We start from the raw sequence: 23,177 nt of genomic DNA, 5'->3' as shown, positions 1-23,177 counted from the left end.
AAGCTCAGATCAACGGACACCCGCGGCCTCCCTCTATGTCGCAGCACCGAGCCATGACCGATACCGAGCGAACGATCGGTATTTCCTAAACATGCCATCGGCGGTCGCTGTCTGTCAAGCGCGTCGATCTTGGCGGCCCACTGGTCGTCGTCGACACGGGGCTGCCCGAGCTCGACGCCGTAGCGCCGCGCCTCGTCGGCCAGCGCCTCGGCGTACGCGTCGATCTCCGCGGGCCTACCCGCACTGGGTTGCGGCACAAAGAGATTGGCCGCGACAGGGCCGGTGGTGAGCCGTTGCGCCGTCTGCAGCCGGTCGGCGAACGCGTCGGCGGTGAGATAGCCGGCGGCGACGAAACCCAGACCGCCGGCGTCGGTGCCCGCCGCGGCGAGCTCAGGTGTCGACGGACCGCCCGCCATCGGGGCGACGAGCACCGGCGCTGTGAGGTCGCGAACGTCGAACACCACCCGCCTTTCGTATCACGGGCAGGTGGCGCCGATCGCTGGAACCGCGGTCGCCGACCGTCCTATCCTGGTTGCGATGGCGATCACCCTCAACCACACCATCGTCGCGGCGCGGGACAAGGCGACGTCGGCGACGTTCCTGACCGAGCTGTTCGACCTGCCGGCCCCGCGGCCGTTCGGCCATTTCCTGGTGGTCGGCGTCGGTGACACGAGCCTGGACTACGCCGACGTCGGTGCCGACGAACCGATCCACCCGCAGCACTACGCGTTCCTGGTGTCCGAGGACGAGTTCGACGTCATCTACGGGCGGATCCGGGACCGGGGTCTGGAGCACTGGGCCGATCCGAGGGGCACCCACCCGGGCGAGATCAACCACAACGACGGCGGCCGCGGCGTGTACTTCCGGGATCCGGGCGGCCACTACCTGGAGATCCTCACCCGTCCGTACGGGTCCGGCGGCTGACCCGCGGCGGCTCAGCCGACCGAGTGGCCGCGCGCCTCTTCCTGACGCCGGTAGTCGTCGGCCATCGCGCGGACGTGGTCGGGCAGCTCGCCGGAGGCCACGTCGGCGAGAGTGGTCTGCTCAAGCACCGAGCGCATGCTGGCCCGCAGCGCCCGCCACACGTCGGTCAACGCCGCCGTCGGTCCTGAATAGGGCAGGTCACCGAGGCCGATGTCACGCACGCTGGCCAATGGGCCGTCGATGCAGCGCAGCACGTCGGCGATGCTGATGTCGGCCGCGGGCCGGGCCAGCTCGTAGCCGCCGTCGCGACCCCGGTGGCTGCGGACCAGCCGGTCGGTCCGCAGGTCGGACAGGATGTCGACCAGGAACTGCGGCGGTATCCCCTGGGCCTTGGCCAGGTCGTCGGTCTTGACGAGGACGCCGTCGTCCACCGTCGCAAGCTGGACCATCGCGCGCACGGCGTACTCCGCCTTGGCCGACATCCGCATGCGCCAACCCTAGCCCGGCCATCCGGGTCAGCCGGGGATGTCCTCCGCGCTGGGCACCACCACGGCGAACAGGTCCGCCACCGCGGCCAGGCTGGCGCTCTGCACGGCCGGCGCCGGCACGGTCTGGTCCCCCACCCCGGGCAGCGCGCGGGTGGCCGTCGCCGAAGCGACCACCGTCGGCGCGTAGCCGAGGTTGAACGCCCCGCGCGCGGTGGAGTTCACGCACATGTGCGTCATGAAGCCGGCCAGCACGAGATTGGACGCGTTCACCGCCTTGAGGCGTTCGTCGAGATCGGTCTGCACGAACGAGTTCGGATAGTTCTTCACCACCACCGGCTCGTCACCGCGCGGGGCGACCCGGTCGACGATCGCGCCGATCTCCGCGGTGACGTCATACGGCGAACCCGGGCCGGCGTCGTGCTGGATGTGGATCACGGGGATACCCGCGGTGCGGGCCCGGTCCAGCAGTGCGGCCGCCTCGTCCAGCGCGGCCTGCACACCGTCGAGTTCCATCACGCCGTAGGTGTAGGTGTTCTGGCAGTCGATGAGCACCAGGGCCGAATCGGCGAGGCTGACGGGCGCGAGCGGCAGCCCCGTCAGTGAGCGGAGCGTGGGGAGATCAGACATGGTCGCAGCCTACTGCGGACCCGATCGGCGCCGTCAGGACCGGGGCGCGCTCATGTCGGTGCAGTCGAGCCACCGCCCGCCCTCCCGGACGAACGGGGTGGACTCGCTGCTGGTCTCGGGTGCGCCGTCACCCATCGTGCGGGTGACGGTGACGTCCGCGGTGGCGGTGTCACCGTCGACCTGGATGTTGTCGACGCTGTCGATGCTCACCGAGGTCGATTCGGTCATCAGATCCAGCATGGCGTCCCGGTAGGCCGGCTCGTCGTAGTCGACGAGGGCGCGCGCCGCCCGGTCGAGGGTCTCGGCGGAGACCACGCTGCCGAACTGTTCGGCCAGCAGTTCCGACATCTGCGGCACGGTCAGCGACGACGTCTCTTCGCGGGAACCGAACGTGCTGATCGGCGGGACCAGGTGCCCGGCCGGGTCGGCGGCGCGGTCACGGAACTTCGCGCATGTCAGCTCCGCCAACGTGTCCCAGTCGCCGTCGGAGAACGCCTCGGCCTGCGCCTCGACAAGCTCGCGGATCTGCCGTTGATCGCCGGGCGGGGAGGCCGGCGGCGCACCGGTGTCGGCCGTCTCGGCCCTGTCGGATCCGCACCCCGCGAGCGCGAGTGCGAGCACCGCCGCTGTGGTGACGAGCTGGACGACCCGGGCCATGGCATTCCCCTCGGTGAGCTATCCTCCAGCGGCACTCTACCGGCGGCGCAGCAGGCTCGGGGTCAGCGCGCGGTGACCGCCAGCACCGCCTCGGCGAACTCGGGGCGGCACACGATCAGGTCGGGCAGCTTCGGGTCGCGCTGGTTGTACACCAACGGGGACCCGTCGATCCGCGAGGTGTGCAGGCCGGCCGCGCGGGCGACCGCGACCGGGGCCGCCGAATCCCATTCGTACTGCCCGCCGGCGTGCACGTACACGTCGGACACGCCCTGCACCACCGACGCGACTTTGGCTCCGGCAGAACCCATCTCGACCAGAGTGCCGTTCAGTGCGTCGTTGACCTCGAGCGCGACGGCCGGCGGCCGGGTGCGCGAGACCACCACGCGTGGAACCGTGTGCGCCGCCGGCGGCACCGGAACGGTCGGGGTGGCCAGCGTGACCCCCTGTGCGGGCAGCGCGACCGCACCGGCGACGAGTTCGCCGGATTCCCACAGCGCCACATGCACGGCCCAGTCCGTGCGGCCGGGTTCGGAGAACTCCCGCGTCCCGTCCAGCGGATCGACGATCCACACCCGCCGGGCGGACAGCCTGGCCGGATCGGCGCCTTCGGCCGGCCCCTCCTCCGACAGGACCGCGTCGTCCGGGCGTTCGCTGTTGAGCGCCGCCAGCAGGAAGTCATGAGATCGCTTGTCACCCGCGACTTTCCGCTCCTCGGCCGACGCTGCGGCCAACTCGCCGCGGACGTCGAGCAGCAGGTTTCCGGCCTCGGTGGCCAGCCGCGCGGCGAGCGCGTGGTCGTCGGTCACTGCGCGCGGCCCTCCAGCAGCTCGATCACGGCGGCGGCGTGCTCGTCGGGGGTACGGTCCGGGGTGAGCCGCAGATCCGGGTTCTTCGGCCGCTGGTACGGGCTGTCGATCCCGGTGAAGTGGGTGATCTCCCCGGCACGGGCCTTGGCGTACAGCCCCTTCGGATCCCGTCGTTCGCAGTCCTCCAGCGGGGTGTCGCAGAACACCTCGAAGAACTCGACGCCGGCGTCGGTGGCCACCTTGCGTGCCAGTTCCCGGTGCTCGACCAGCGGGCTGATCGCAGGCACCAGCACCACCTGCCCGGCGTCGGCCAGGATGGCCGCCACGTGCGCGAGCCTGCGCAGGTTCTCGGCCCGGTCGGCCATCGAGAACCCGAGATCGGCGTTCAGGCCGTGGCGCAGATTGTCGCCGTCGAGAACGTATGCCGGAACGCCTTTTTCGATCAGCTTCTGCTCGACCAACATCGCCACCGACGACTTACCGGAACCGGACAGTCCGGTGAACCAGACGGTGCGCCCCTTGCTGAGCCGGTCTTCGGGCGTGCACAGCGACTCGTGGCGCACCGTGTTGGGGCTCGCGTCCCGCGCCGAGCCGTCACGCAGCACCATGCCCGCCGCGACGGTGCCGTTGGTGTTCGGGTCGATCAGGATGAACGAGCCGGTGGCCGAGTTGCGGCTGTACTCGTCGAGCAGCAGCGGGACCTGCGAGCGCAGCGAGATCCGGCCCAGCTCATTGAGTTTCAGTGCCGTCGCGGTCTTGTCGCGATGCAGGGTGTTGACGTCGAGCCGGTAGTCCAGACCCGTCACCTTGACGCGGGTGGTGCGGGTGGTGTGCTTGATCAGGTAGTCGCGGCCGGGTTCGAGCGCGGCGGCGTCGGCCATCCAGCACACCGTGGCGTCGAAGTCCTGGGTGAGGCGGGGCTGATTGTGCGGCCGGGCGATCATGTCGCCGCGCGAGATGTCGATCTCGTCGGCCAGGCTGACCGACACCGCCATCGGCGGGAACGCCTCCTCGACGGGCCCGGAGGGGCCTTCGATCGCCGCGATCTTGCTGGCCATCCCGGTCGGCAGCACCACCACCTCGTCGCCCACGCGCATCAACCCGCTGGCGACGGTGCCGGCGTAGCTGCGGTGGTCGTGGTGTTCCCGGGTCTGCGGGCGGATGACGTACTGAACGGGAAAGCGGACGTCGACCAGGTTGCGGTCCCCGGCGATGTAGACCTCTTCGAGATGGCTGAGCAGCGACGGCCCCTCGTACCAGGGTGTGACGTCGGACTTGGTGACGACGTTGTCGCCGTTGAGCGCCGACAGCGGGATCGTGGTGACGTCGTGGACGTCCAGCCGGGCGGCGAAGTCGTGGAACTCGTCGCGGATCGCCTCGAACCGCTGCCTGTCCCAGCCGATCAGATCCATCTTGTTGACCGCGAGCACGATGTGCCGGATACCGAGCAGGGACGCCAGGAACGCATGGCGCCGCGACTGCTCCAGCAGCCCGTGCCGGGCGTCGACGAGCACGATGGCCAGTTGCGCGGTCGACGTGCCGGTGACCATGTTGCGCGTGTACTGAATGTGGCCCGGGGTGTCGGCGATGATGAATTTCCGCTTGGCCGTGGCGAAGTAGCGGTATGCCACGTCGATCGTGATGCCCTGCTCACGCTCGGCGCGCAGGCCGTCGGTCACCAGGGCCAGATCGGTGTAGTCGTGGCCGCGCTCCTTGGAGGTGCGCTCGACCGCGGCGAGCTGGTCCTCCATGACGGCCTTGGAGTCGTAGAGCAGCCGCCCGATCAGGGTGGACTTGCCGTCGTCGACCGAACCGGCGGTGGCGATGCGCAGAAGTGTCGTCATCGTCGGATCTCCCGTCGCTTCGCTCGCCCCATCAGAAGTACCCCTCACGCTTGCGGTCTTCCATCCCGGCTTCGGAGATGCGGTCGTCGGCGCGGGTGGCCCCACGCTCGGTGAGCCGTGAGATCGCGGTTTCGGCGATCACCTCCGACACCGTCGCCGCCGTGGACTCCACGCAGCCGGTGCAGGTCACGTCGCCGACGGTGCGGAACCGGACCGTCTTCTCGACGATCTGCTCGTCCTTGCGCGGCTGCAGGTACTTGTGCACCGCGAGCAGCATGCCGTCGCGTTCGAACACCTTGCGCTGGTGGGCGTAGTAGATCGAGGGCAGCTTGATCTGTTCGGCGCCGATGTAGGACCAGATGTCGAACTCGGTCCAGTTCGACAGCGGGAACACCCGGATGTGCTCACCTTTGCGGTGCCTGCCGTTGTAGAGGTTCCACAGTTCCGGCCGCTGGTTCTTCGGGTCCCACTGCCCGAACTCGTCGCGGAAGCTGAACACCCGCTCCTTGGCGCGCGCCTTCTCCTCGTCGCGCCGCGCGCCGCCGAACGCGGCGTCGAACTTGTTCTCCCGGATCGCACGCAGCAGCGTGAAGGTCTGCATCGGGTTCCGCGACGGGATCGTCTCCACCACGCGTCCGGCGTCGATGTCGTCCTGCACCTTGGCCACCACCAGGCGCACGCCGGACTCGGCGACGAGCTCGTCGCGGGCCTGCAGCACCTCCTCGAAGTTGTGGCCGGTGTCGACGTGCATGACCGGGAACGGCAGCCGGCCCGGCCGGAACGCCTTGATGGCCAGGTGCAACATCACGATGGAGTCCTTGCCGCCGGAGAACAGCAGCACCGGCCGCTCGAACTCGGCGGCGACCTCCCGGATGATGTGGATCGCTTCGGCCTCCAGTGCACGCAGGTGGCTGAGCTCGTAACGTCCCGCGGTCTCGACGAGCTCGTCGGTCGTGGTCATGAATTCCTCGTAAAGTTGGTAGATTTGACCAGATTTACGGCCATAACCCGAGATTGTGCCGCAGCACTGTCCGATGTGTCAACGAACCGCCGCCGAAATGGCATTCCAGCAGCGAAAATGCGAGTGAGGACCTGCTGGAATGCAAGTTCGGCGGGGTTAGCGCGTGACCTCGGTGAGCCGGCCGGTGGCGACGTCGAAGACGAACCCGCGCAGCGATTTGTGCTTGGTGACGAACGGGCTGGCCTCGACGCGGCGCAGCGACTGCCGCACATCCTCCTCGACGTCCTGGAACGCCTCCGCGGCCCACTCGGGCTTGATCCCGGTCTCGTCCTGGATCTGCTGCTTGAAGCCGTCGTCGGTGAACGTCAGCATCCCGCAGTCGGTGTGATGGATCAGGATGATCTCCCTGGTGCCGAGCAGTCGCTGGCTGATCGCCAGCGAACGGATCTCGTCGTCGGTGACCACTCCGCCGGCGTTGCGGATCACGTGCGCTTCGCCCTCCCGGATCCCGAGGGCCCGGTAGACGTCGAGTCGGGCGTCCATGCACGCGACCACCGCGACGTGCCTGCTCGGCGGCAGCGGCAATGGCTTGTCGGGGCCGGAGAACGTCTTGGCGTACTCCTCGTTGTTCTTCAGGTACTCGTCTGTGACCGACATGGCGTGAAGCTAACAGCGCCGTTGCCGGAAGTCACGGGTCTGAATCACGCGGATGTGTGGTGCACTCAGCTCTGCAGGTCGTAGACGGTGGTCCCGCCGACGTCCGTCGGGGCGAAGTTCTGCTCCACCCATGCGGTGATCTGGGCCGACGACCCGGCGTTCCCTCCCGGCCCCCGGTGCCCACCGGCGATGAAGTACCGCACCTGACCCTCGGCCACGTACACCTGGAACTGTTCCAGTGTCGGCGCGTTGTCAGTGCCGGTGAAGCCGCCGACCGCCATCACCGACGCACCCGTGCGCAGTTCCAGGTCGCCGGCCAGCATCGACCCGATTGTCGCTGCCGCCCAACGGTTGTCGGCCGCACTGATCAGATCCTGCAACTCGGCGTTGGCCGACATCGGGCCGCCCGGGCCACCCGGGCCGCCGGGTCCGCCCCGGCCTCCCGGTCCGCCGAAGGCTCGGTCGACACGGGCCGGGCCCGACATCGCCATCGGACCTTCCTGCGAGTTGCCCACCGTCTCGATCGCGTACGCAGCGGGTGCGATTCCCGCGAACAGGATCGCGGCGGCGGCCACCGTCGCGGCGGCGCGGCCCAACCGGTGCACGCCGACCGCGATCACGGCCGCCACGACGATCGAGCCGACGACCACGACCCACCGCAACCAGGGTTGCCAGTCCGGCGTGCGGTCGAGCAGGACGAACGCCCACACGCCCGTCGCCGCGGACATCCCGGCCAGCACCAGTCGCGACGCCGGATGTGTTCGGCGAGACCATAACTCGGCCACCGAAAGGCCGACCAACGCCGCCACACCCGGAGCCAGCGCCACCGTGTAATACGGATGGACGATGCCGTCCATGAAACTGAAGACCACGCCGGTGACCAGCACCCAGCCGCCCCACAGCAGCAGGCTCGCGCGGACGGCGTCGGTGCGCACGGCACGTCGGGTGAGCCACAGTCCGGCCAGCAGCCCGATCAGCGCCGCGGGCAGCAGCCACGACGCCTCGGCACCCATCGAGGCGCCGAACAGCCTGCCGATCCCCGGGTCGCCGCCGAAGAACAGGTTCGCACCCGCCGGTGGTCCGCCGGCGGGGCCGCCAGGAGGACCTCCCGGCCCGCCGCCGGGCATCCCCTCACCACCCATCACGCGTTGAATCCCGTTGTAGCCCAGCGCCAACTGCAGCAGGCTGTTGTCGGTGGACCCACCGATATAGGGGCGTGCGTCAGCCGGCCAGAAGCTGACCAGCGCCACAAAGGAACCCGCGGTGACGAGCATCGCGCCGGCGCCCGCCATCAACGTGCCCAGCCGCCGCCACAGGGACACCGGGGCGGCGACCAGAAAAGCCAGTGCCAGGCCGGGCACCACCAGGAATGCCTGCAGCATCTTGGTCAGGAATCCGAACCCCAGCACGACACCGGCCAGCACGACCCACCGGGCGCCGCCGGTCTGGATGGCCCGCACCATCAGGTAGGCGGCGATCACCACCAGCAGCACCAGCAGCGCATCGGGGTTGTTGTACCGGAACATCAGCGCCGCCACCGGAGTGACCGCCAGTACGGCGCCGGCGATCAGCCCTGCCCCCGGCCCGCTGACCCGGCGCACCGCGGCGAACAGCACGGCTACGGACGCGACACCCATCAACGCCTGCGGCAGCAGCATCGTGAACGGGCTGAATCCGAACAAGCGCCCCGACAGCGCCATCACCCACAGCGCGGCGGGCGGTTTGTCGACGGTGATCGCGTTGCCGGGATCGAGGGAACCGAACAGCCAGGCCTTCCAGTCCTGGGTGCCCGCCTGAACCGCGGCGGCGTAGTACTGGTTGGCCCAGCCCGACGAGCCCAGCCCCCACAGGTAGAGGGCCGCGGTCGCGGCCAGCAGCGCCAGCAGCGCGGGCCGCACCCAGCGCGGCCGCGCACTCTCGGTAGGGCCGGCGTCCGCGCCGGTGCGCCGTGCCAGATCAGCGGTGGCGGTCATCGTGTGGTTCCTTCGGTGGTCGTGCGACGGGGATGGAAGACCCAGCCGCGCAGCAGGACGAAACGCACCACGGTGGCGAGCAGATTGGCCGTCACGAGGACGCCCAGCTCGACCATGCGGTGCGGGGATTCGGCAGTGGCGTGCAACAGCCCGAGAGCGCCGCTGGTGATGGCCAGAGCGATGCCGAACACGATCAGACCCTCGAGGTGGTTGCGGGCCAGCCGCGTGCGGCCGCCGATGCCGAAGGTGAAGCGCCGGTTGGCCGCGGTGTTGCCGATCGCGGTGAGCAGCAGCGCAATCAGGTTGGCCAGCTGCGCGCCGGCCCAGCCCTGCATGAGCATGAACAACAGGATGTAGGCGGCGGTGGAGGCGACCCCCACCGCGCCGAAGCGAACCACCTGCCGCAACAGTGAGCCGGGCGCCGCCGCGGCGGGCGAGTTGCCCAATTGCGCCGCGATCGCGTGGACCGGGATGGACCCGCCGGCGAAACCGCGCAGCAGCCGGCCGATGCCCCGCAGTTCCGCCGCGGCGGTGGCCACGATGTCGACCCGGCTGTCGGGGTCGTCGACCCAGTCCACCGGCACTTCATGGATGCGGAGCCCGCTGCGCTCGGCGAGGACCAGCAGCTCGGTGTCGAAGAACCAGCCGGTGTCCTCGACGTAGGGCAGCAGTTCGGCCGCCACGTCGGCGCGGATCGCCTTGAATCCGCACTGCGCGTCGGAGAACCCGGCCGACAGCGTGGACTTCAGGATCAGGTTGTAGCAGCGGGAGATGATCTCGCGCTTCGGTCCGCGCTGGACCCGCGCGCCGCGGGCCAGCCGCGTCCCGATCGCGAGGTCGGAATGACCCGAGATCAGCGGGGCCACCAGCGGCGCGAACGCAGCCAGATCGGTGGACAGGTCGACATCCATGTACACCAGCACCGTCGCATCCGAGGACGTCCACACCCGGTGCAGTGCGCGGCCACGGCCTTTCTCCTCCAAGCGCACCACCCGCACGTCGGGCAGTTCGTCGGCGAGTTGGGCCGCGATGCGAGGTGTGTCGTCGACGCTGGCGTTGTCGGCGATCGTGATGCGGGCCGGGAACGGCACGGAGTCGCTCAGGTACCGGTGCAGCCGATGCACCGAATTCGCGAGCGCGGCCTGCTCGTTGTAGACAGGGACGACGACGTCGAGCACGGGCGCGCCGGTGGTCCGCGCCATCAGGGCGGCATTGGGACGGGCTCCGAATGGGCGGTCCACGGAGGGAAGCTCGGATTCGAAGGCGGTGTCTGTCATGGCATCCATCCTGTGTTCCGGAGGTGTGCTCACCGTGGGCCCAAGCTATGCGCGGGCTGTGAGATCAGCGGTTGCCGGGTGAGGTCATACAGCACCGTGTCGTCGACGGTGACCGGCGAATAGCGGGCCTGTACCCAGTCCCGGATCGCGTCGGCCTCCAGGTGCGCGGCCCGGTCACCCGCCGGACGCCCCATCATCACGGAGGGGCCGACGATGAAGTAGTGGATGCGCCCCGACTCGGTCAGCTCGATGAACTGCTCCAGTGTCGGGGACGGGTCGGTGCCGTTGAATCCGCCGACCGCCATCACCGGCACCCGCGCCGCGAGTTGATATCCCGCGGCATTGTTGGATCCGACCACGGCGGCAGCCCAGGAGAATCGCTCGGCGTCGGCGTCGAGCATCCTGATCAGGTCGGGATGGGGCCGCGGGGCGCTGAGCAGTCCGCCGCCGGTGAAGCCGCCGCCGCGGGCAGGGCCCACCGACGGCAGCGCTCCGCTGTGCGGTGATGCGGCCGTGGCCAGGGAGAACGCGGCCGGGGCGGCGAGGCAGGAGACCACCGCCAGAGCGGCCACCGAATGCGCCACCCGGGGCGGCAGTGTGGCGACGACGAGCAGCAGCACGGCCGATCCCACTCCCCCGGCCGCGACCGCCCCGCGCAACCATGGCATCCAGTCGATCTGGCGGGCCAACAGCACCGCCGCGAGGACCACGGTCACCACCACCGCGCCGGCCATCGCGGTGGCGGCGGGCACGTCACGCCGGTGCTGCCACAGCAACGTCGCGCCGATGCCGATACCCGCCCCGATCGCGGGCGCCAGCGCGACGGCGTAGTACGAGTGGACGATGCCGTTCATGTAGCTGAACACCACCGCGGTGACCACGAGCCAGCCGGCCCACAGGATCAGCGCCGCGCGGGTGGGGTCGGTGCGGGGCCGGCGTCGGGTGATGACGAATCCCGCTGCCAGGCAGATGATCGCGGCCGGCAGCAACCAGGCGATGTCGGCGCCCATGCCGAACCCGAACAGCCTGCCCCAGCCCACATCGTGGTTGAGATTGCCGAGTCCGCCCGGTTCGTCGCCGGTCAGCCGCCCGATTCCGTTGTAGCCCAAGGTGAGCTCGACGATGCTGTTGGTCTGTGAGCCACCGATGTAGGGCCGCGCCTGCGCCGGCCACACCTCGACGAGCAGCAGATACCACCCCGCCGACACAACGGTGGCACCGGCCGCGGTGACCGCGTCCACCACCCGCCGGCCCAGCGGTCTGTGTCCGGCGACGAGATAGGCCGCCGCGAACGCCGGCAGGACCAGCAGCGCCTGCAGCATCTTGGTCAGGAAACCCAGTCCGACCGCGACACCGGCGGCGACCAACCACCCTCTGCCGGCATTTCTCTCGCAGCCCCGCTGGGTGCAGTACGCGGCGACCACGAGCAGCAGCACCAGCAGAGCGTCGGGGTTGTTGAACCGGAACATCAGGGCCGCCACCGGCGTCAGCGCCAGCACGGCGCCGGCGAGCAGTCCGGCGCCGTGCCCGCTCACGCGCCGCACGGCGGCGTAGAGCACTGCCACCGCCGCCACACCCATGAGCGCCTGCGGAACCAGCACACTCCACGGGTTGAAGCCGAACAGGCGTGCCGAAAGATCCATCACCCACAGCGCTGCCGGCGGTTTGTCGACCGTGATCGCGTTCGCGGCGTCGCTGGAACCGAAGAACATCGCCGCCCCGTTCGCGGAACCGGCCTGCACCGCCGCCGAGTAGTAGGCGTTGGCCCAACCGCTCGCGCCGAGGTTCCACAGGTACAGCACCGCGGTAGCAGCCAGCAGAACCGTCAGGGCCAATCGGCGCGAGCGGACAGCAAATCGCGTGCGGGGCCGCTGCTGCGTGCGAGTTCGTGTCTTTTCGGCGGGGGTCAGCAGGGTCATTGAACGAATGATCGGCGGCACCGCTAGGCGCCCGATGTGCCCGGACTGTGCCCCGGCTGTGACTTGCCGGGCAGCGTGACGACGAATTCGGTTCTGCCCGGCACACTCTGGACCTCGATGGTGCCGCCGTGCGCGCGCACGACGGCGGCGACGATGGCGAGGCCCAGACCGGTGCTCCGGCCCCGCCGGGCCCGCGAGGAGTCGCCACGCGCGAACCGCTCGAACACCTCCGGCAGCAGCCAGGCGGGGATGCCCGGGCCGTCGTCACGCACCGTCAGCACCGCGGCGCCGTCGTCACCGACCACGAGCGATGTCGTGACGACGGTGCCCTCCGGAGTGTGGATCCTGGCGTTGGCCAGCAGGTTGGCCAGCACCTGATGCAGCCGCGCCTCGTCACCGGTGACCGTCACCGGGTCGTCGGGAAGGTCCAGCTCCCAGGTGTGGTCGGCACCCGCGACGTGCGCGTCGCTGACGGCGTCGACGACCAGGCGGGTCAGATCGACCGTCTCGCGCTGCAGTGGGCGGCCACTGTCGAGCCGGGCGAGCAGCAGCATGTCCTCAACGAGTTGGGTCATCCTTTCGGTTTCGGATTCGACGCGGTTCATCGCATGGGCCACATCGTCGGGAAGCTCCGCCCGCTTGCGTTGCGCCAGTTCGGTGTAGCCACGAATGGCGGCCAGTGGTGTGCGGAGCTCGTGGCTGGCGTCGGCCACGAACTGCCGCACCCGGGTCTCGCTGGCGTGCCGCGCCGACAGCGCGCCGGCGATGCGGTCGAGCATCCGGTTCAGTGCGGCGCCGAGACGGCCGACCTCGGTGTGTTCGGCCGCGGGATCGACGGTGACGATCGGAGTCGGCAGTTTCACCTCGCCGCGGTCGAGTTCGAGGTCGGCGACCTGTTGCGCGGCCGCGGAAACCCTTGCCAGCGGCGCCAGTTGGCGCCGCACGATGACGACGCCGGCCGCACCCGCGGCCACCAGCGCGGTCGCGCCGACGGCACAGAAGATCACCACCACCCAGAACAGGGTGTCGTCGACATCGGCGGTCGGCAGCCCCGCGACCACGGTGTCGCCGGGGAGGTGGGCGGGGAATCCGACCACGCGGTAACGGCCGAGGCCGTCGAGTTCGACGGTCCGGGGGCGCTCGTCGGCGCCGACCGCGGCCAGTTGCCCGGCTGCCGCGGCGGAGATCTCGGCACGCGAGCCGTCGGCGGTGATGACGCCGGCCGCCCGGGCCTGCCCTGCCGTCACCACCGCCCCGACGGTGTGGATGGCCTGACCGGGAGCGTTCAGGAACGCCGGGCCCGGCCCCTGGTCGTCGCGGATCAGCATGCGGGGCCCCGGCCGTCCCGGCAGCATCACGCCGGGTGGCCGCATCCCCGACCGTCCCATGCCCGGTGGTGGCGGCGGCCCGAACTCGAAGATCACCGACGACCGCCTGCCCGCCTCGACCACCTGCTCGTCGAGTTGATTCATCAGAAAGCGTTGCAGCGCAAACTCGGTCGCGAGGCCGATGCCCGCGCACACCGCGGCGAGCAACAGCACCTGGGTGACGATCAGCCGGGTGCGCAGTGACCAGCTGCGTGGGGAACGGAAAGCAGGCACCGTCCGCTCAGCGCGCAGGTTTGAGGACATATCCGGCACCACGCAGCGTATGGATCATCGGTTCCCGCCCGCTGTCGATCTTCTTCCGGAGATAGGACACGTACAGTTCGACGATGTTGGACCGGCCGCCGAAGTCGTAGCTCCACACCCGGTCCAGGATCTGCGCCTTGCTCAGCACCCGCCTGGCGTTACGCATCATGAAGCGCAGCAGCTCGAATTCCGTTGCCGTGAGCGTGATGAGATCGCCACCGCGGGTCACCTCGTGGCTGTCCTCGTCGAGCACCAGGTCGCCGACGACGATCTTGGCTCCGCCGGTGTCGGTGCTGACCCCGGTGCGCCGTAGCAGCGCGCGTAACCGAAGCACGACCTCCTCGATGCTGAACGGTTTCGTCACGTAGTCGTCGCCGCCGGCGGTCAGCCCGGCAATGCGGTCCTCGACCGAGTCCTTCGCGGTGAGCAGCAGCAGTGGCAGCCCGGGAAGCTGCTCACGCAGCTTGCGCAGCACCTCCAGCCCGCTCATGTCCGGCAGCATCACGTCGAGCACGACGACGTCGGGCGGGTTGTCCCGCGCGGTCTCGATCGCGGAGGCCCCGTCGCCGGCGGTGGAGATCTCCCAGCCTTCGTAGCGCAACGCCATCGACAACAGTTCGGCCAGCACGGGTTCGTCGTCGACGACCAGGACATGGATCGGGCCGCCGTCGGCCCGGCGCATCACGACTCGCGCCGGGTCGTCCCCGGGTGCGCTCTGCGAGCCGGCCATCGCTCCATTATCGGGCCGCCCGCTAGGTGCTTCCTGTGCCGTTCCTATGCGCGCGCTGTGAACGCGGCTCATGGGGCGATCCGACCCGCTGAACGCCAGCCCGGCAGCCACGCCGGGGCCGTGTCACCGGGCTGTGTCACCACGCATCTCTTAACCTTGGCCCATGCAGCCCCGCGGCGGACCCACCGGATGACCCGCTTCCTCGCGCGCCGGCTGCTCAACTACGTCGTGCTGTTGGGGTTGGCGTCGTTCCTGACGTTCGCGCTGACATCGCTGACGTTCGAGCCGCTCGACAGCCTGCTCGAGCGCAACCCGCGCCCGCCGCAGGCCGTCATCGACGCCAAGGCCGCCGAACTCAACCTCGACCAGCCGATACCGGTGCGCTACGCCGACTGGCTGGCCGGCGCTGTGCGCGGCGACTTCGGGACCACCGTCGGCGGCCAGCCGGTGAGTGACGAACTCTGGCGCCGCATCGGGGTGAGCCTGCGCCTGGTGATCATCGGGTCGATCGTCGGCACCGTGCTGGGCGTCGTCGCCGGCGCGTGGGGCGCGGTCAGGCAGTACCGGATGTCGGACCGGGTCATCACCACGCTGGCGCTGCTGATCCTGAGCGCGCCGACGTTCGTGATCGCCAACCTGCTGATCCTGGCGGCGCTGAACGCGAACTCGTTCCTCGGTGTGCAGATCTTCGAGTACACCGGGGAGACGTCCTCGGACGCCGTCGGCGGTGGTTGGAATCAGTTCGTCGACCGGCTGCAGCACCTCGTGCTGCCCACGTTCACGCTGGCGCTGGGCGCGATGGCCGGATACAGCCGCTACCAGCGCAACGCGATGCTCGACGTGCTCGGCCAGGACTTCATCCGCACCGCGCGGGCCAAGGGGCTCACCCGGCGGCAGGCGTTGTTCCGGCACGGGCTGCGCACCGCGCTGATCCCGATGGCCACCCTGTTCGCCTACGGCGTCGGCGGCCTGTTCACCGGGGCGGTGTTCGTCGAGAAGATCTTCGGGTGGCACGGCATCGGTGAGTGGTTCGTGCAGGGCATCACCACCCAGGACACCAACATCGTCGTCGCGATCACCGTGTTCACCGGGGTGACGGTGCTGCTGGCCGGACTCCTCTCCGACGTGCTCTACGCCGCGCTCGATCCTCGGGTGCGGATCTCATGAGCGACGTCGTGACCGAGCGCACCGGACACGGCTTCGTGTCGCGGCGCAGGCTGGTGTGGCGGCGGTTCGTGCGCAACCGGCCCGCCGTGGTGTCGCTGTTCGTGCTGGCCGCGCTGTTCGTCAGCTGCTGGGCGCTGCCGCCACTGCTCCCCTACTCGCACACCGACCTCGACTACTACGCGCTGCAGCAGCCGCCGACGACCACGCACTGGTTCGGCACCAACGCACTGGGGCAGGACCTTCTCGCGCAGACGCTGCGCGGGATGCAGAAGTCGCTGCTGGTCGGGGTCTGTGTGGCGTTCCTGTCCACGGTCGTCGCGGCGACCGTGGGCGCGATCGCCGGCTATTTCGGTGCCTGGCGCAGCGCCGCGCTGATGTGGATAGTCGACCTGCTGCTGGTGGTCCCGAGCTTCCTGCTCATCGCGATCGTCACCCCCCGCACGCGGGAGTCCGGCACGATCCTGTGGCTGATCCTGCTGCTCGTCGCGTTCAGCTGGATGATCAGCGCCCGCATGGTCCGCGGGATGACGATGAGCCTGCGGGAACGCGAATTCGTCACCGCGGCAAGGTACATGGGCGTCAGCCACTGGCGCGTCATCGTCCGCCACATCATTCCCAACGTCGCGTCGATCCTGATCATCGACACCGCGCTCAACGTCGGGCTGGCGGTGCTGGCCGAGACGAGCCTGAGCTTCCTCGGGTTCGGGGTGCAGCCGCCCGACGTGTCGCTGGGCACCCTGATCGCCGACGGCACCCGGTCGGTGACGACGTTCCCGTGGGTCTTCCTGTTCCCGGCCGGAGTGCTGGTGCTGATCGTGTTCTGCGCCAACCTCGTCGGGGACGGGTTGCGCGACGCGCTGGATCCCGGGGTGCGGCCCGCGCCGCGCCGCAGGCGGAGGGCGGCGACCCGATGAGCCTGCTCGAGGTCAGGGGGCTGACGGTCACCTTCCCGACCGATGACGAACACGTCCCCGCGGTCCGCGGTCTGGACTACCACGTCGACTCCGGCGAGGTCGTGGCGCTGGTCGGGGAATCGGGCGCGGGCAAGTCCGCCGGGGCGATGGCCGTCATCGGCCTGCTCCCCGAGTACGCCGAGGTGTCCGGTTCGGTCCGGTTGCACGGCGAGGAACTGCTCGGCCTGACCGACCGGCAGATGTCGCAGGTGCGCGGCGCGAGGATCGGCACGGTGTTCCAGGACCCGATGTCGGCGCTGACACCGGTCTACCCGGTCGGCGCGCAGATCGCCGAAGCCATCCGCATCCACCAGCGGGGCATCGACAAGCGGACGGCACACACCCGGGCCGTGGAACTGCTCGAGATGGTCGGCATCGCGCGACCCGCGCAACGGGCCCTGGCGTTCCCGCATGAACTGTCCGGCGGTGAACGCCAGCGCGTGGTCATCGCGATCGCGATCGCCAACGATCCCGACCTGCTGATCTGCGACGAGCCGACCACCGCGCTCGACGTGACCGTGCAGGCACAGATCCTCGACGTGCTGCGCACCGCACGCGACGTCACCGGCGCCGGGGTGCTGATCATCACCCACGACCTGGGCGTGGTCGCCGAGTTCGCCGACCGCGCGCTGGTGATGTATGCCGGGCGCGCCGTCGAGACCGCGCCCGTCGCCGATCTGTACCGCGGCCGGCGGATGCCTTACACGGTCGGGCTGCTGGGCTCGGTGCCCCGCCTGGACGCGGCGCAGGGCGTCCGTCTGGTGCCGATCCCGGGCGCGCCGCCGGCGGTGACCGCGTTGCCGCCGGGCTGCCCGTTCGCCCCACGGTGCCCGCTCGCGATCGACGAATGCCGGTCCGCGGAGCCCGAACTGGTGCCTGTCGGCCCCGGTCACCGGGTGGCGTGTATCCGCCACGAGATGGTCGACGGCCGCAGCGCCGCCGATATCTACGGCGTGTCGACGGCACCGCACGCCGCGACTGCGCCGCCCGAGGACAACGTGGTCGTTCGCGTCGCCGACCTGGTCAAGACGTACCCGCTGACCAAGGGGGTGGTGCTGCGGCGACGCATCGGCGAGGTGCGCGCGGTGGACGGGGTGTCGTTCGACCTGCAGCAGGGCCGCACGCTGGGCATCGTCGGCGAATCCGGGTCCGGGAAGTCCACCACACTGCACCAGATCCTTGACCTGTCGGCGCCACAGTCCGGCACCGTCGAAGTGCTCGGCCGCGACGTCGCGACGTTGGACCGGCGGTCGCGCAAGGCGCTGCGCGGCGACCTTCAGGTCGTGTTCCAGGACCCGGTGGCCTCGCTGGACCCCCGCCTGCCCGTGTTCGACATTCTCGCAGAACCCTTGCAGGCCAACGGTTTCACCAAGAGCGACATTCGCGACCGGGTCGCCGAGCTGCTGGCCGTGGTCGGGTTGCGCCGCGAGGACGCCGCCCGCTACCCGGCCGAGTTCTCCGGTGGACAGAAGCAACGAGTCGGCATCGCCAGGGCGCTGGCGACGCGGCCGAAGATCCTCGCGCTCGACGAGCCGGTCAGCGCGCTCGACGTGTCCATCCAGGCGGGGATCGTCAACCTGCTGCTCGATCTGCAGGACCGGTTCGGACTGGCCTACCTGTTCGTGTCCCACGACCTGTCCGTGGTGCGGCATCTGGCCCACCGGGTGGCGGTGATGCACAAAGGGAAGGTCGTCGAGCAGGGCGACAGCGATCAGGTGTTCAGCAAGCCGCAGCACGAGTACACCCGCCGACTGCTGGCCGCGGTACCCCGCGCTCAGGCCGATCGCCGTTAGAGTCAATCCGCATGACGCACGTGAGCTCCCGAGCAGACACCACATCGCGCACCTGGTCGCCCAGGAGTGCGATCACGCGCCTGCTCGCGATCGGTTCGGTGGCGGCGCTGGTCCTGACCGGGTGCTCCAGCGGGCCGGCCGACGCGCCGCCGGCCGGCGGTACCGCCGAGCTCGGCGCCACCGCCGACATCAACCCGCAGGACCCCGCGACCCTTCAGCAGGGCGGCAATCTGCGGCTCGCGCTGACCGGTTTTCCGGCGAACTTCAACAACCTGCACATCGACGGCAACCTCGGCGAGATCGGCCGCATGTACCGGCCGACGCTGCCGCGCGCATTCGTCATCAAGCCCGACGGCGAGATGACGGTCAACAGCGACTACTTCACCAGCGTCGAGCTGACCAGCACCGACCCGCAGGTCGTCACCTACACGATCAACCCCAAGGCGGTGTGGACCAACGGCAGACCGGTCACCTGGGAGGACATCGCCGCGCAGATCAACGCCACCAGCGGCAAGGACGAGCGGTTCCTGTTCGCCTCGCCCAACGGCAGCGAGCGGGTGGCGTCGGTGACCAAGGGGGTGGACGACAGGCAGGCCGTGGTCACGTTCGCCAAGCATTTCGCCGACTGGCGGGGCATGTTCGCCGGGAACGGGATGCTGTACCCGAAGGAGATGACGCAGGATCCCGAGGCGTTCAACAAGGGCTTCCTGACGGGCCCCGGGCCGTCGGCGGGACCGTTCATGGTCACCGCCGTGGACCGCGGCGCCCAGCGAATCACGCTGGGCCGCAACCCGGAATGGTGGGGAACGCCGCCGCTGCTGGACAGCATGACCTACACGGTGCTCGACGACGCCGCGATGCTGCCCGCGCTGGAGAACAACGCGCTGGACTCGGTCGGTCTTGCCACTCTCGACGATCTGGAACGGGCCCGCCGCGCCGACGGCGTCACGATCCGGCGCGCCCCCGCCCCGAACTGGTATCACCTCACGTTCAACGGTGCCGAGGGCGCGCCGCTGTCGGATCCGGCGCTGCGGGCCGCGATCACCAAGGGCATCGACCGGCAGGCCATCTCGGCGGTGTCGCAGCGCGGACTGACCGACGAACCGAAAGCGTTGAACAACCACATCTACCTGGCCGGCCAGGAGGGCTACCAGGACAACAGCATCGGCTTCGACCCCGAGGCCGCCAAGCGCGAACTCGACGAGCTGGGCTGGACACTCAGTGACTCCGGGGCCGGCCAGTTCCGGGAGAAGGACGGGCGGCGGCTGACGCTGCGCGACGTGTTCTACGACGGCGCGAGCACCCGGGCGATCGCCCAGATCGCGCAGAACCAGCTCGCCCAGATCGGCGTCAACCTCGAACTGGTCCCTGTCGCCGGCGGCTCGCTGTTCACCGACTACATCAACCCGGGCAACTTCGACATCGCCCAGTTCGCCTGGGGTGGCGACGCTTTCCCACTCGCCAGCCTCACGCAGATCTACGCCTCGAACGGTGAGAGCAACTACGGCAAGATCCGCAGTCCGCAGATCGACGCCAAGATCGAGGAGACGCTGTCCGAGCTGGACCCGGCCGGGGCGCGGGCGCTGGCCAACGAACTCGACGTCATGCTGTGGGAGATCGGGCACAGCCTGCCGCTGTTCCAGGCCCCCGGCAATGTCGCCGTGCGCAGCAACCTCGCCAACTACGGACCCGCAGGCATCGGCGACATCAACTACTCGGCGATCGGGTTCATGAAATAGCGGCCCGCGTACCGCGGCGAAACCTCACAGCAGACGGTTGAGCCGGCGGCCGGCCGGCAGGCTGCGCAGTTCCCGCATGCCGTCGAGCACGTCTTTGGGCCGGTCCCCGGACGCGGTGCGTTCCACGTCGTCCCGGACCTGCGGTGGCACCAGGTCGAGCGAGCCCCGGACATTCCACAGCTGCACGGTCTGCACCGTCCAGTACCCGGCGAAGCCCGCGATCAGCAGCACCTCGACCACCAGCAGCCGATGCTCCCAGGCCGGGTAGAGCACCACCGTCGAGAAGGTGCCCACGGCACTGAGCACCATGTACGTCGCGATGGACAGATAGATCCGGCAGTACGCCATGCGGTGGGGAGCGAGCGCGTCATCCTGCTTGTAGGTGAGCCACGCGCTGATGAACACGACCAGCGTGATCGCAACGAACAGCACCACGGCCGCCGGCAGATGTGCGTCGTCGTCGAATGAGCCCCTCCGGCCGAAGAATCCGAGCAGACCGGCCACCACCACGATCCACATCGCGATCCGGGCGAGCCAGCCGCCCGTGGTCAACGGTGGCCGCTCCGAACCCTTCACGCGCGCGATGAACCATGAGAGCACCTGTGCCACAACGATCGCCGCGATCAGCGCGGAGATGCTGTTCACGACTCCGGGGTCGATCACCGACGGGTCGGCGACGGCGTCCTGAGCCGGTATCGGCACGAACGCGACCACGAAAGCCATGAGCCCGGCAAGGTTGAGCAGTTGATCCTCGCTGCTGGAGTCGCCGCGATAGACGATCAGCAGCGTGCCCAACGCACACAGGGACGCCACGAACACGTTGCGCGCCGCCGAGTGGTAGTAGGCGCTGATCGAGGTCAGCCAGTGATCTGAGGTGGCCCTCTCGATCAGGACACCCACCGTGAGCATCACGATCATGACGGCCATTCCGCCGCGCAGGTAGCGGTAGGTGTCGACCACCGAGACGCTCGCTGCCGTCGTTGTCTGCGGGTGTGGCATCGATCCCCCTGCACCTGGTGAATCCGTACGGAAACGGTACCCAGTCATCGGGACCGGCAAGCCGGGAAATCCCACCGTCGCCTCGGTCACGAGGCGACGTGGCGCACCACCCGCGGTATCGCCCCGGGCACCATCGACTCCGCACGGACCGCCACCGCGAGGGCACGGACCAGCAGCCGCACCGTCAGGTTGGCCGGCAGTGCATCCAGTTCGGCTGCGCGCGAGGGAAGTTCGGCGATCTTCCCGGTGTGGACGGCCCGGCAGACCTGCAGGGCCGCGTGCTCCCGGGTGTCGAGGATGCTGTGGCCGGCGGTGGGAAGCTCCACGAGCACCGACTCGGGAATCAGGCCGGCGACGCGGCGCGCCACCTCCGGAGGCGTCGTCAGGTCGCGACCTCCCGACAGCACCACCGTGGGCCAGCTGAAACCGGGCATCTCCGCGGGCAGGTCGTACGGTTCGGCGACGAATTCCACGTCACCAGAAGCCATCTCGCGTAACGCGATCGCGGGATCGAGCGGGCGGCCGTCGGGGACGGCGCCGTAGTTCAACTCCCGGTAGGCGATGCGCTCCACCAGGTCGGGCTCGTTGTGGTACGGGGTCTTGCGTTCCAGCAGCTTCCTGGTCCCCAGACCCACCGCCGCCCACAGCAGGTCACGGCCGCCGAGCAGCAGGTCGAGTTGACGGCGCAGCACATCCGGCCCGGCCGCGCCGTACAGGTCCCCGATCAGCTGCACATCTTTCGAGCTGAGCACCCCTTCGGCGGCGAGGCGGCGTACCCGCGGCGCGAGTTCCGCACCGCCGCCGGCGACCCCGTCCCACAGCACCCGACGTGTCTGTGCGCGCACGACGTCGATGTCACCGGCCGAGAGCAGCGGGGAGTCCAGGACCATCGCGTGCACCCGGCCCGGATGCCGGACACCGACGCCGGCGGCCAGGTAGGAGCCGTAGGAGGTGCCGTAGACGACAGCGGTCTCGACCTGGGCGTCGTCGAGCACCGCGGCGATGTCGTCCACGGCGGCGTCGACGGTCAGCGCCTCCGGCGGCAGATCGGCGCCCGCGTCGTCGTGGCGGGACAGGCCGACACCCCGGTGTTCGACCATGATGACGTCGAGTCCCGCCACCGCGACGCGCCGGCGGAACGCCCGGTACAGCGCCACGGATGCGGCGCCGGGCCCGCCCGGGATGATCACCACCGGGTGTGCCGACTTGCGGCCCGTCCGCACGTAGTAGAGGTCGAACTGTTCGCCCTCTGGCCCGGCGGCGCCCTGGCGAACGGGCCGGCGAACCGGTCGCACCCCGGGCAACGCGGCGAGCTTGGCGTGCGCCCGGCGACGTCTGGCGTTCATCGTCATCACGGCCATTGTGCCGGTGACCGAAGGTGCGGGCATCACCTTCGCCGTGGGTGGCGGGGGCTAGGCGATCAGTTCGATGTGCTGGGCGGTCTGCACCCCGGCGTAGCGCTGCGGGCTGCACGTCAGGATGATCACCTGGCCGTCGCCGGCGACGGCGTCGAAGACCTCCGCCATCTTCGTCAGCCGGTCGGTGTCGGTGAAGCCGAGCGCGTCGTCGATCACGACCGGCACGCTGTCCTCCTTGGCGACAAGCGCCGCCCCCGCCAGCCTGGCGACGATGCCCAGCTGCTCCTTGGCGCCCCCGGACAACGATTCGTACGGCACGGTCCGCCCGGCCAGCGTACGGTGCCCGATGCGCAGCGAGCTGTCCACGTCGACCTCGAAGCTGTCGCCGAACACGATGCGGCCCAACCGTTCCACCTCGCCGCGGAACGGGTCGACATAGCGCTGGCGCACGGCGTCGCGGTGCCTGCCCATCACCGACCGCAACAACTGGGCCGCCCGCGCGCGGCGCTGGACCCGGACATACTCCGCTTCGGCCCGTTCCGCGGCGAGGTGGAACGGTTGGGACGCCTCGTGTTCGGCGACAGCTCCGAGGTCGACGGGGCCAGTTCGCTGCGCCCCGGGTCACGCCCGGAGCTGGGAGCGGGGCGGGGTAGGGGGTTGGGGGTGTGTCGGGG

21 protein-coding genes and 1 pseudogene are annotated in these 23,177 nt (G+C 69.7%); 6 read left to right on the top strand and 16 right to left on the bottom strand.

The window, feature by feature from the left end:
- On the bottom strand, positions 1–464 hold a 464-nt coding region (locus ASJ79_RS26625; RefSeq protein ID WP_197420386.1), incomplete at its 3' end, for a nitronate monooxygenase.
- Between the two features lie 73 nt (positions 465–537).
- Here ASJ79_RS26625 and ASJ79_RS26620 point away from each other — a divergent pair.
- Positions 538–924 carry a VOC family protein gene (locus tag ASJ79_RS26620; RefSeq protein ID WP_067961841.1) on the top strand — a complete coding sequence of 129 codons (387 nt, stop codon included), beginning with the start codon at positions 538–540 and terminating at the stop codon, positions 922–924.
- 11 nt (positions 925–935) lie between these two features.
- On the opposite strand, the gene ASJ79_RS26615 is transcribed toward ASJ79_RS26620, so the two are convergent.
- The 12 genes from ASJ79_RS26615 to ASJ79_RS26560 all read right to left on the bottom strand — a co-directional run bounded on the left by ASJ79_RS26615 (position 936) and on the right by ASJ79_RS26560 (position 14,446).
- Positions 936–1,412, bottom strand: a complete 477-nt coding sequence (locus ASJ79_RS26615; protein ID WP_067961834.1) for an RrF2 family transcriptional regulator — start codon at positions 1,410–1,412, stop codon at positions 936–938.
- Between the two features lie 27 nt (positions 1,413–1,439).
- On the bottom strand, positions 1,440–2,039 hold the full coding sequence (locus ASJ79_RS26610) for a cysteine hydrolase family protein (protein ID WP_067961832.1): 600 nt from the start codon (positions 2,037–2,039) through the stop codon (positions 1,440–1,442).
- 33 nt (positions 2,040–2,072) lie between these two features.
- Positions 2,073–2,696 (bottom strand): hypothetical protein, encoded by a 624-nt coding sequence (locus tag ASJ79_RS26605; protein ID WP_067961830.1) that lies wholly within the window; start codon positions 2,694–2,696, stop codon positions 2,073–2,075.
- A 62-nt stretch (positions 2,697–2,758) separates the two neighbouring features.
- The gene (locus tag ASJ79_RS26600; protein WP_067961828.1) at positions 2,759–3,502 is read right to left on the bottom strand and encodes a 3'(2'),5'-bisphosphate nucleotidase CysQ; all 744 of its coding nucleotides are present in this window, start codon (positions 3,500–3,502) and stop codon (positions 2,759–2,761) included.
- Positions 3,499–5,346 (bottom strand): adenylyl-sulfate kinase, encoded by a 1,848-nt coding sequence (cysC, locus tag ASJ79_RS26595; protein ID WP_067961827.1) that lies wholly within the window; start codon positions 5,344–5,346, stop codon positions 3,499–3,501. The genes ASJ79_RS26600 and cysC overlap by 4 nt, the downstream gene beginning before the upstream one ends.
- Positions 5,347–5,377: 31 nt before the next feature.
- Positions 5,378–6,307: a sulfate adenylyltransferase subunit CysD gene (gene cysD / locus ASJ79_RS26590; protein WP_067961825.1), complete on the bottom strand. Its 930-nt coding sequence runs from the start codon at positions 6,305–6,307 to the stop codon at positions 5,378–5,380.
- Between the two features lie 156 nt (positions 6,308–6,463).
- Positions 6,464–6,964, bottom strand: coding sequence for a carbonic anhydrase (locus tag ASJ79_RS26585; RefSeq protein WP_067961818.1), 501 nt, complete (start codon positions 6,962–6,964; stop codon positions 6,464–6,466).
- Between the two features lie 65 nt (positions 6,965–7,029).
- Entirely contained in the window at positions 7,030–8,937 is a 1,908-nt protein-coding gene (locus ASJ79_RS26580; RefSeq protein ID WP_067961816.1) for a glycosyltransferase family 39 protein, read from the bottom strand.
- Positions 8,934–10,214, bottom strand: coding sequence for a bifunctional glycosyltransferase family 2/GtrA family protein (locus ASJ79_RS26575; RefSeq protein WP_156448665.1), 1,281 nt, complete (start codon positions 10,212–10,214; stop codon positions 8,934–8,936). The genes ASJ79_RS26580 and ASJ79_RS26575 overlap by 4 nt, the downstream gene beginning before the upstream one ends.
- 29 nt (positions 10,215–10,243) lie before the next feature.
- Entirely contained in the window at positions 10,244–12,133 is a 1,890-nt protein-coding gene (locus ASJ79_RS26570) for a glycosyltransferase family 39 protein (protein WP_067961811.1), read from the bottom strand.
- Between the two features lie 23 nt (positions 12,134–12,156).
- Positions 12,157–13,764 (bottom strand): cell wall metabolism sensor histidine kinase WalK, encoded by a 1,608-nt coding sequence (locus ASJ79_RS26565; protein WP_067961810.1) that lies wholly within the window; start codon positions 13,762–13,764, stop codon positions 12,157–12,159.
- Entirely contained in the window at positions 13,742–14,446 is a 705-nt protein-coding gene (locus ASJ79_RS26560) for a response regulator transcription factor (protein WP_067961839.1), read from the bottom strand. The genes ASJ79_RS26565 and ASJ79_RS26560 overlap by 23 nt, the downstream gene beginning before the upstream one ends.
- Positions 14,447–14,683: 237 nt before the next feature.
- Between ASJ79_RS26560 and ASJ79_RS26555 the strand changes: the two genes are divergently transcribed.
- Genes ASJ79_RS26555 through ASJ79_RS26540 form a run of 4 tightly spaced genes read left to right on the top strand, consistent with a single transcriptional unit; the run spans position 14,684 to position 20,146 of the window.
- Complete coding sequence (locus tag ASJ79_RS26555; protein WP_067961808.1) at positions 14,684–15,661, top strand: ABC transporter permease; 978 nt, start codon at positions 14,684–14,686, stop codon at positions 15,659–15,661.
- Positions 15,658–16,575 (top strand): ABC transporter permease, encoded by a 918-nt coding sequence (locus ASJ79_RS26550; RefSeq protein WP_067961806.1) that lies wholly within the window; start codon positions 15,658–15,660, stop codon positions 16,573–16,575. Before ASJ79_RS26555 ends, ASJ79_RS26550 begins: the two co-directional genes overlap by 4 nt.
- Positions 16,572–18,407, top strand: a complete 1,836-nt coding sequence (locus ASJ79_RS26545) for an ABC transporter ATP-binding protein (RefSeq protein WP_067961804.1) — start codon at positions 16,572–16,574, stop codon at positions 18,405–18,407. The genes ASJ79_RS26550 and ASJ79_RS26545 overlap by 4 nt, the downstream gene beginning before the upstream one ends.
- A gap of 11 nt (positions 18,408–18,418) precedes the next feature.
- A complete protein-coding gene (locus tag ASJ79_RS26540) occupies positions 18,419–20,146 on the top strand; it encodes an ABC transporter family substrate-binding protein (protein ID WP_067961802.1) in 1,728 nt (575 codons plus the stop codon).
- A gap of 24 nt (positions 20,147–20,170) precedes the next feature.
- On the opposite strand, the gene ASJ79_RS26535 is transcribed toward ASJ79_RS26540, so the two are convergent.
- The 3 genes and pseudogenes from ASJ79_RS26535 to ASJ79_RS26525 all read right to left on the bottom strand — a co-directional run.
- Positions 20,171–21,145, bottom strand: coding sequence for a hypothetical protein (locus ASJ79_RS26535; protein ID WP_156448664.1), 975 nt, complete (start codon positions 21,143–21,145; stop codon positions 20,171–20,173).
- 86 nt (positions 21,146–21,231) lie between these two features.
- On the bottom strand, positions 21,232–22,497 hold the full coding sequence (locus ASJ79_RS26530; protein WP_067961837.1) for an alpha/beta fold hydrolase: 1,266 nt from the start codon (positions 22,495–22,497) through the stop codon (positions 21,232–21,234).
- 60 nt (positions 22,498–22,557) lie between these two features.
- A pseudogene (locus ASJ79_RS26525) lies at positions 22,558–23,043 on the bottom strand (ATP-binding protein); the annotation flags it as partial.
- Here ASJ79_RS26525 and ASJ79_RS34550 point away from each other — a divergent pair.
- Positions 22,963–23,177 (top strand): hypothetical protein (locus tag ASJ79_RS34550; RefSeq protein ID WP_231751058.1); only part of this gene is annotated, 215 nt, incomplete at its 3' end. The pseudogene ASJ79_RS26525 and the gene ASJ79_RS34550 overlap by 81 nt on opposite strands.

It is taken from the genome of Mycobacterium sp. NAZ190054 (genome assembly GCF_001545925.1).
Taxonomy (GTDB): domain Bacteria; phylum Actinomycetota; class Actinomycetes; order Mycobacteriales; family Mycobacteriaceae; genus Mycobacterium.
This window is presented reverse-complemented; position numbering and strand designations above follow the sequence as displayed.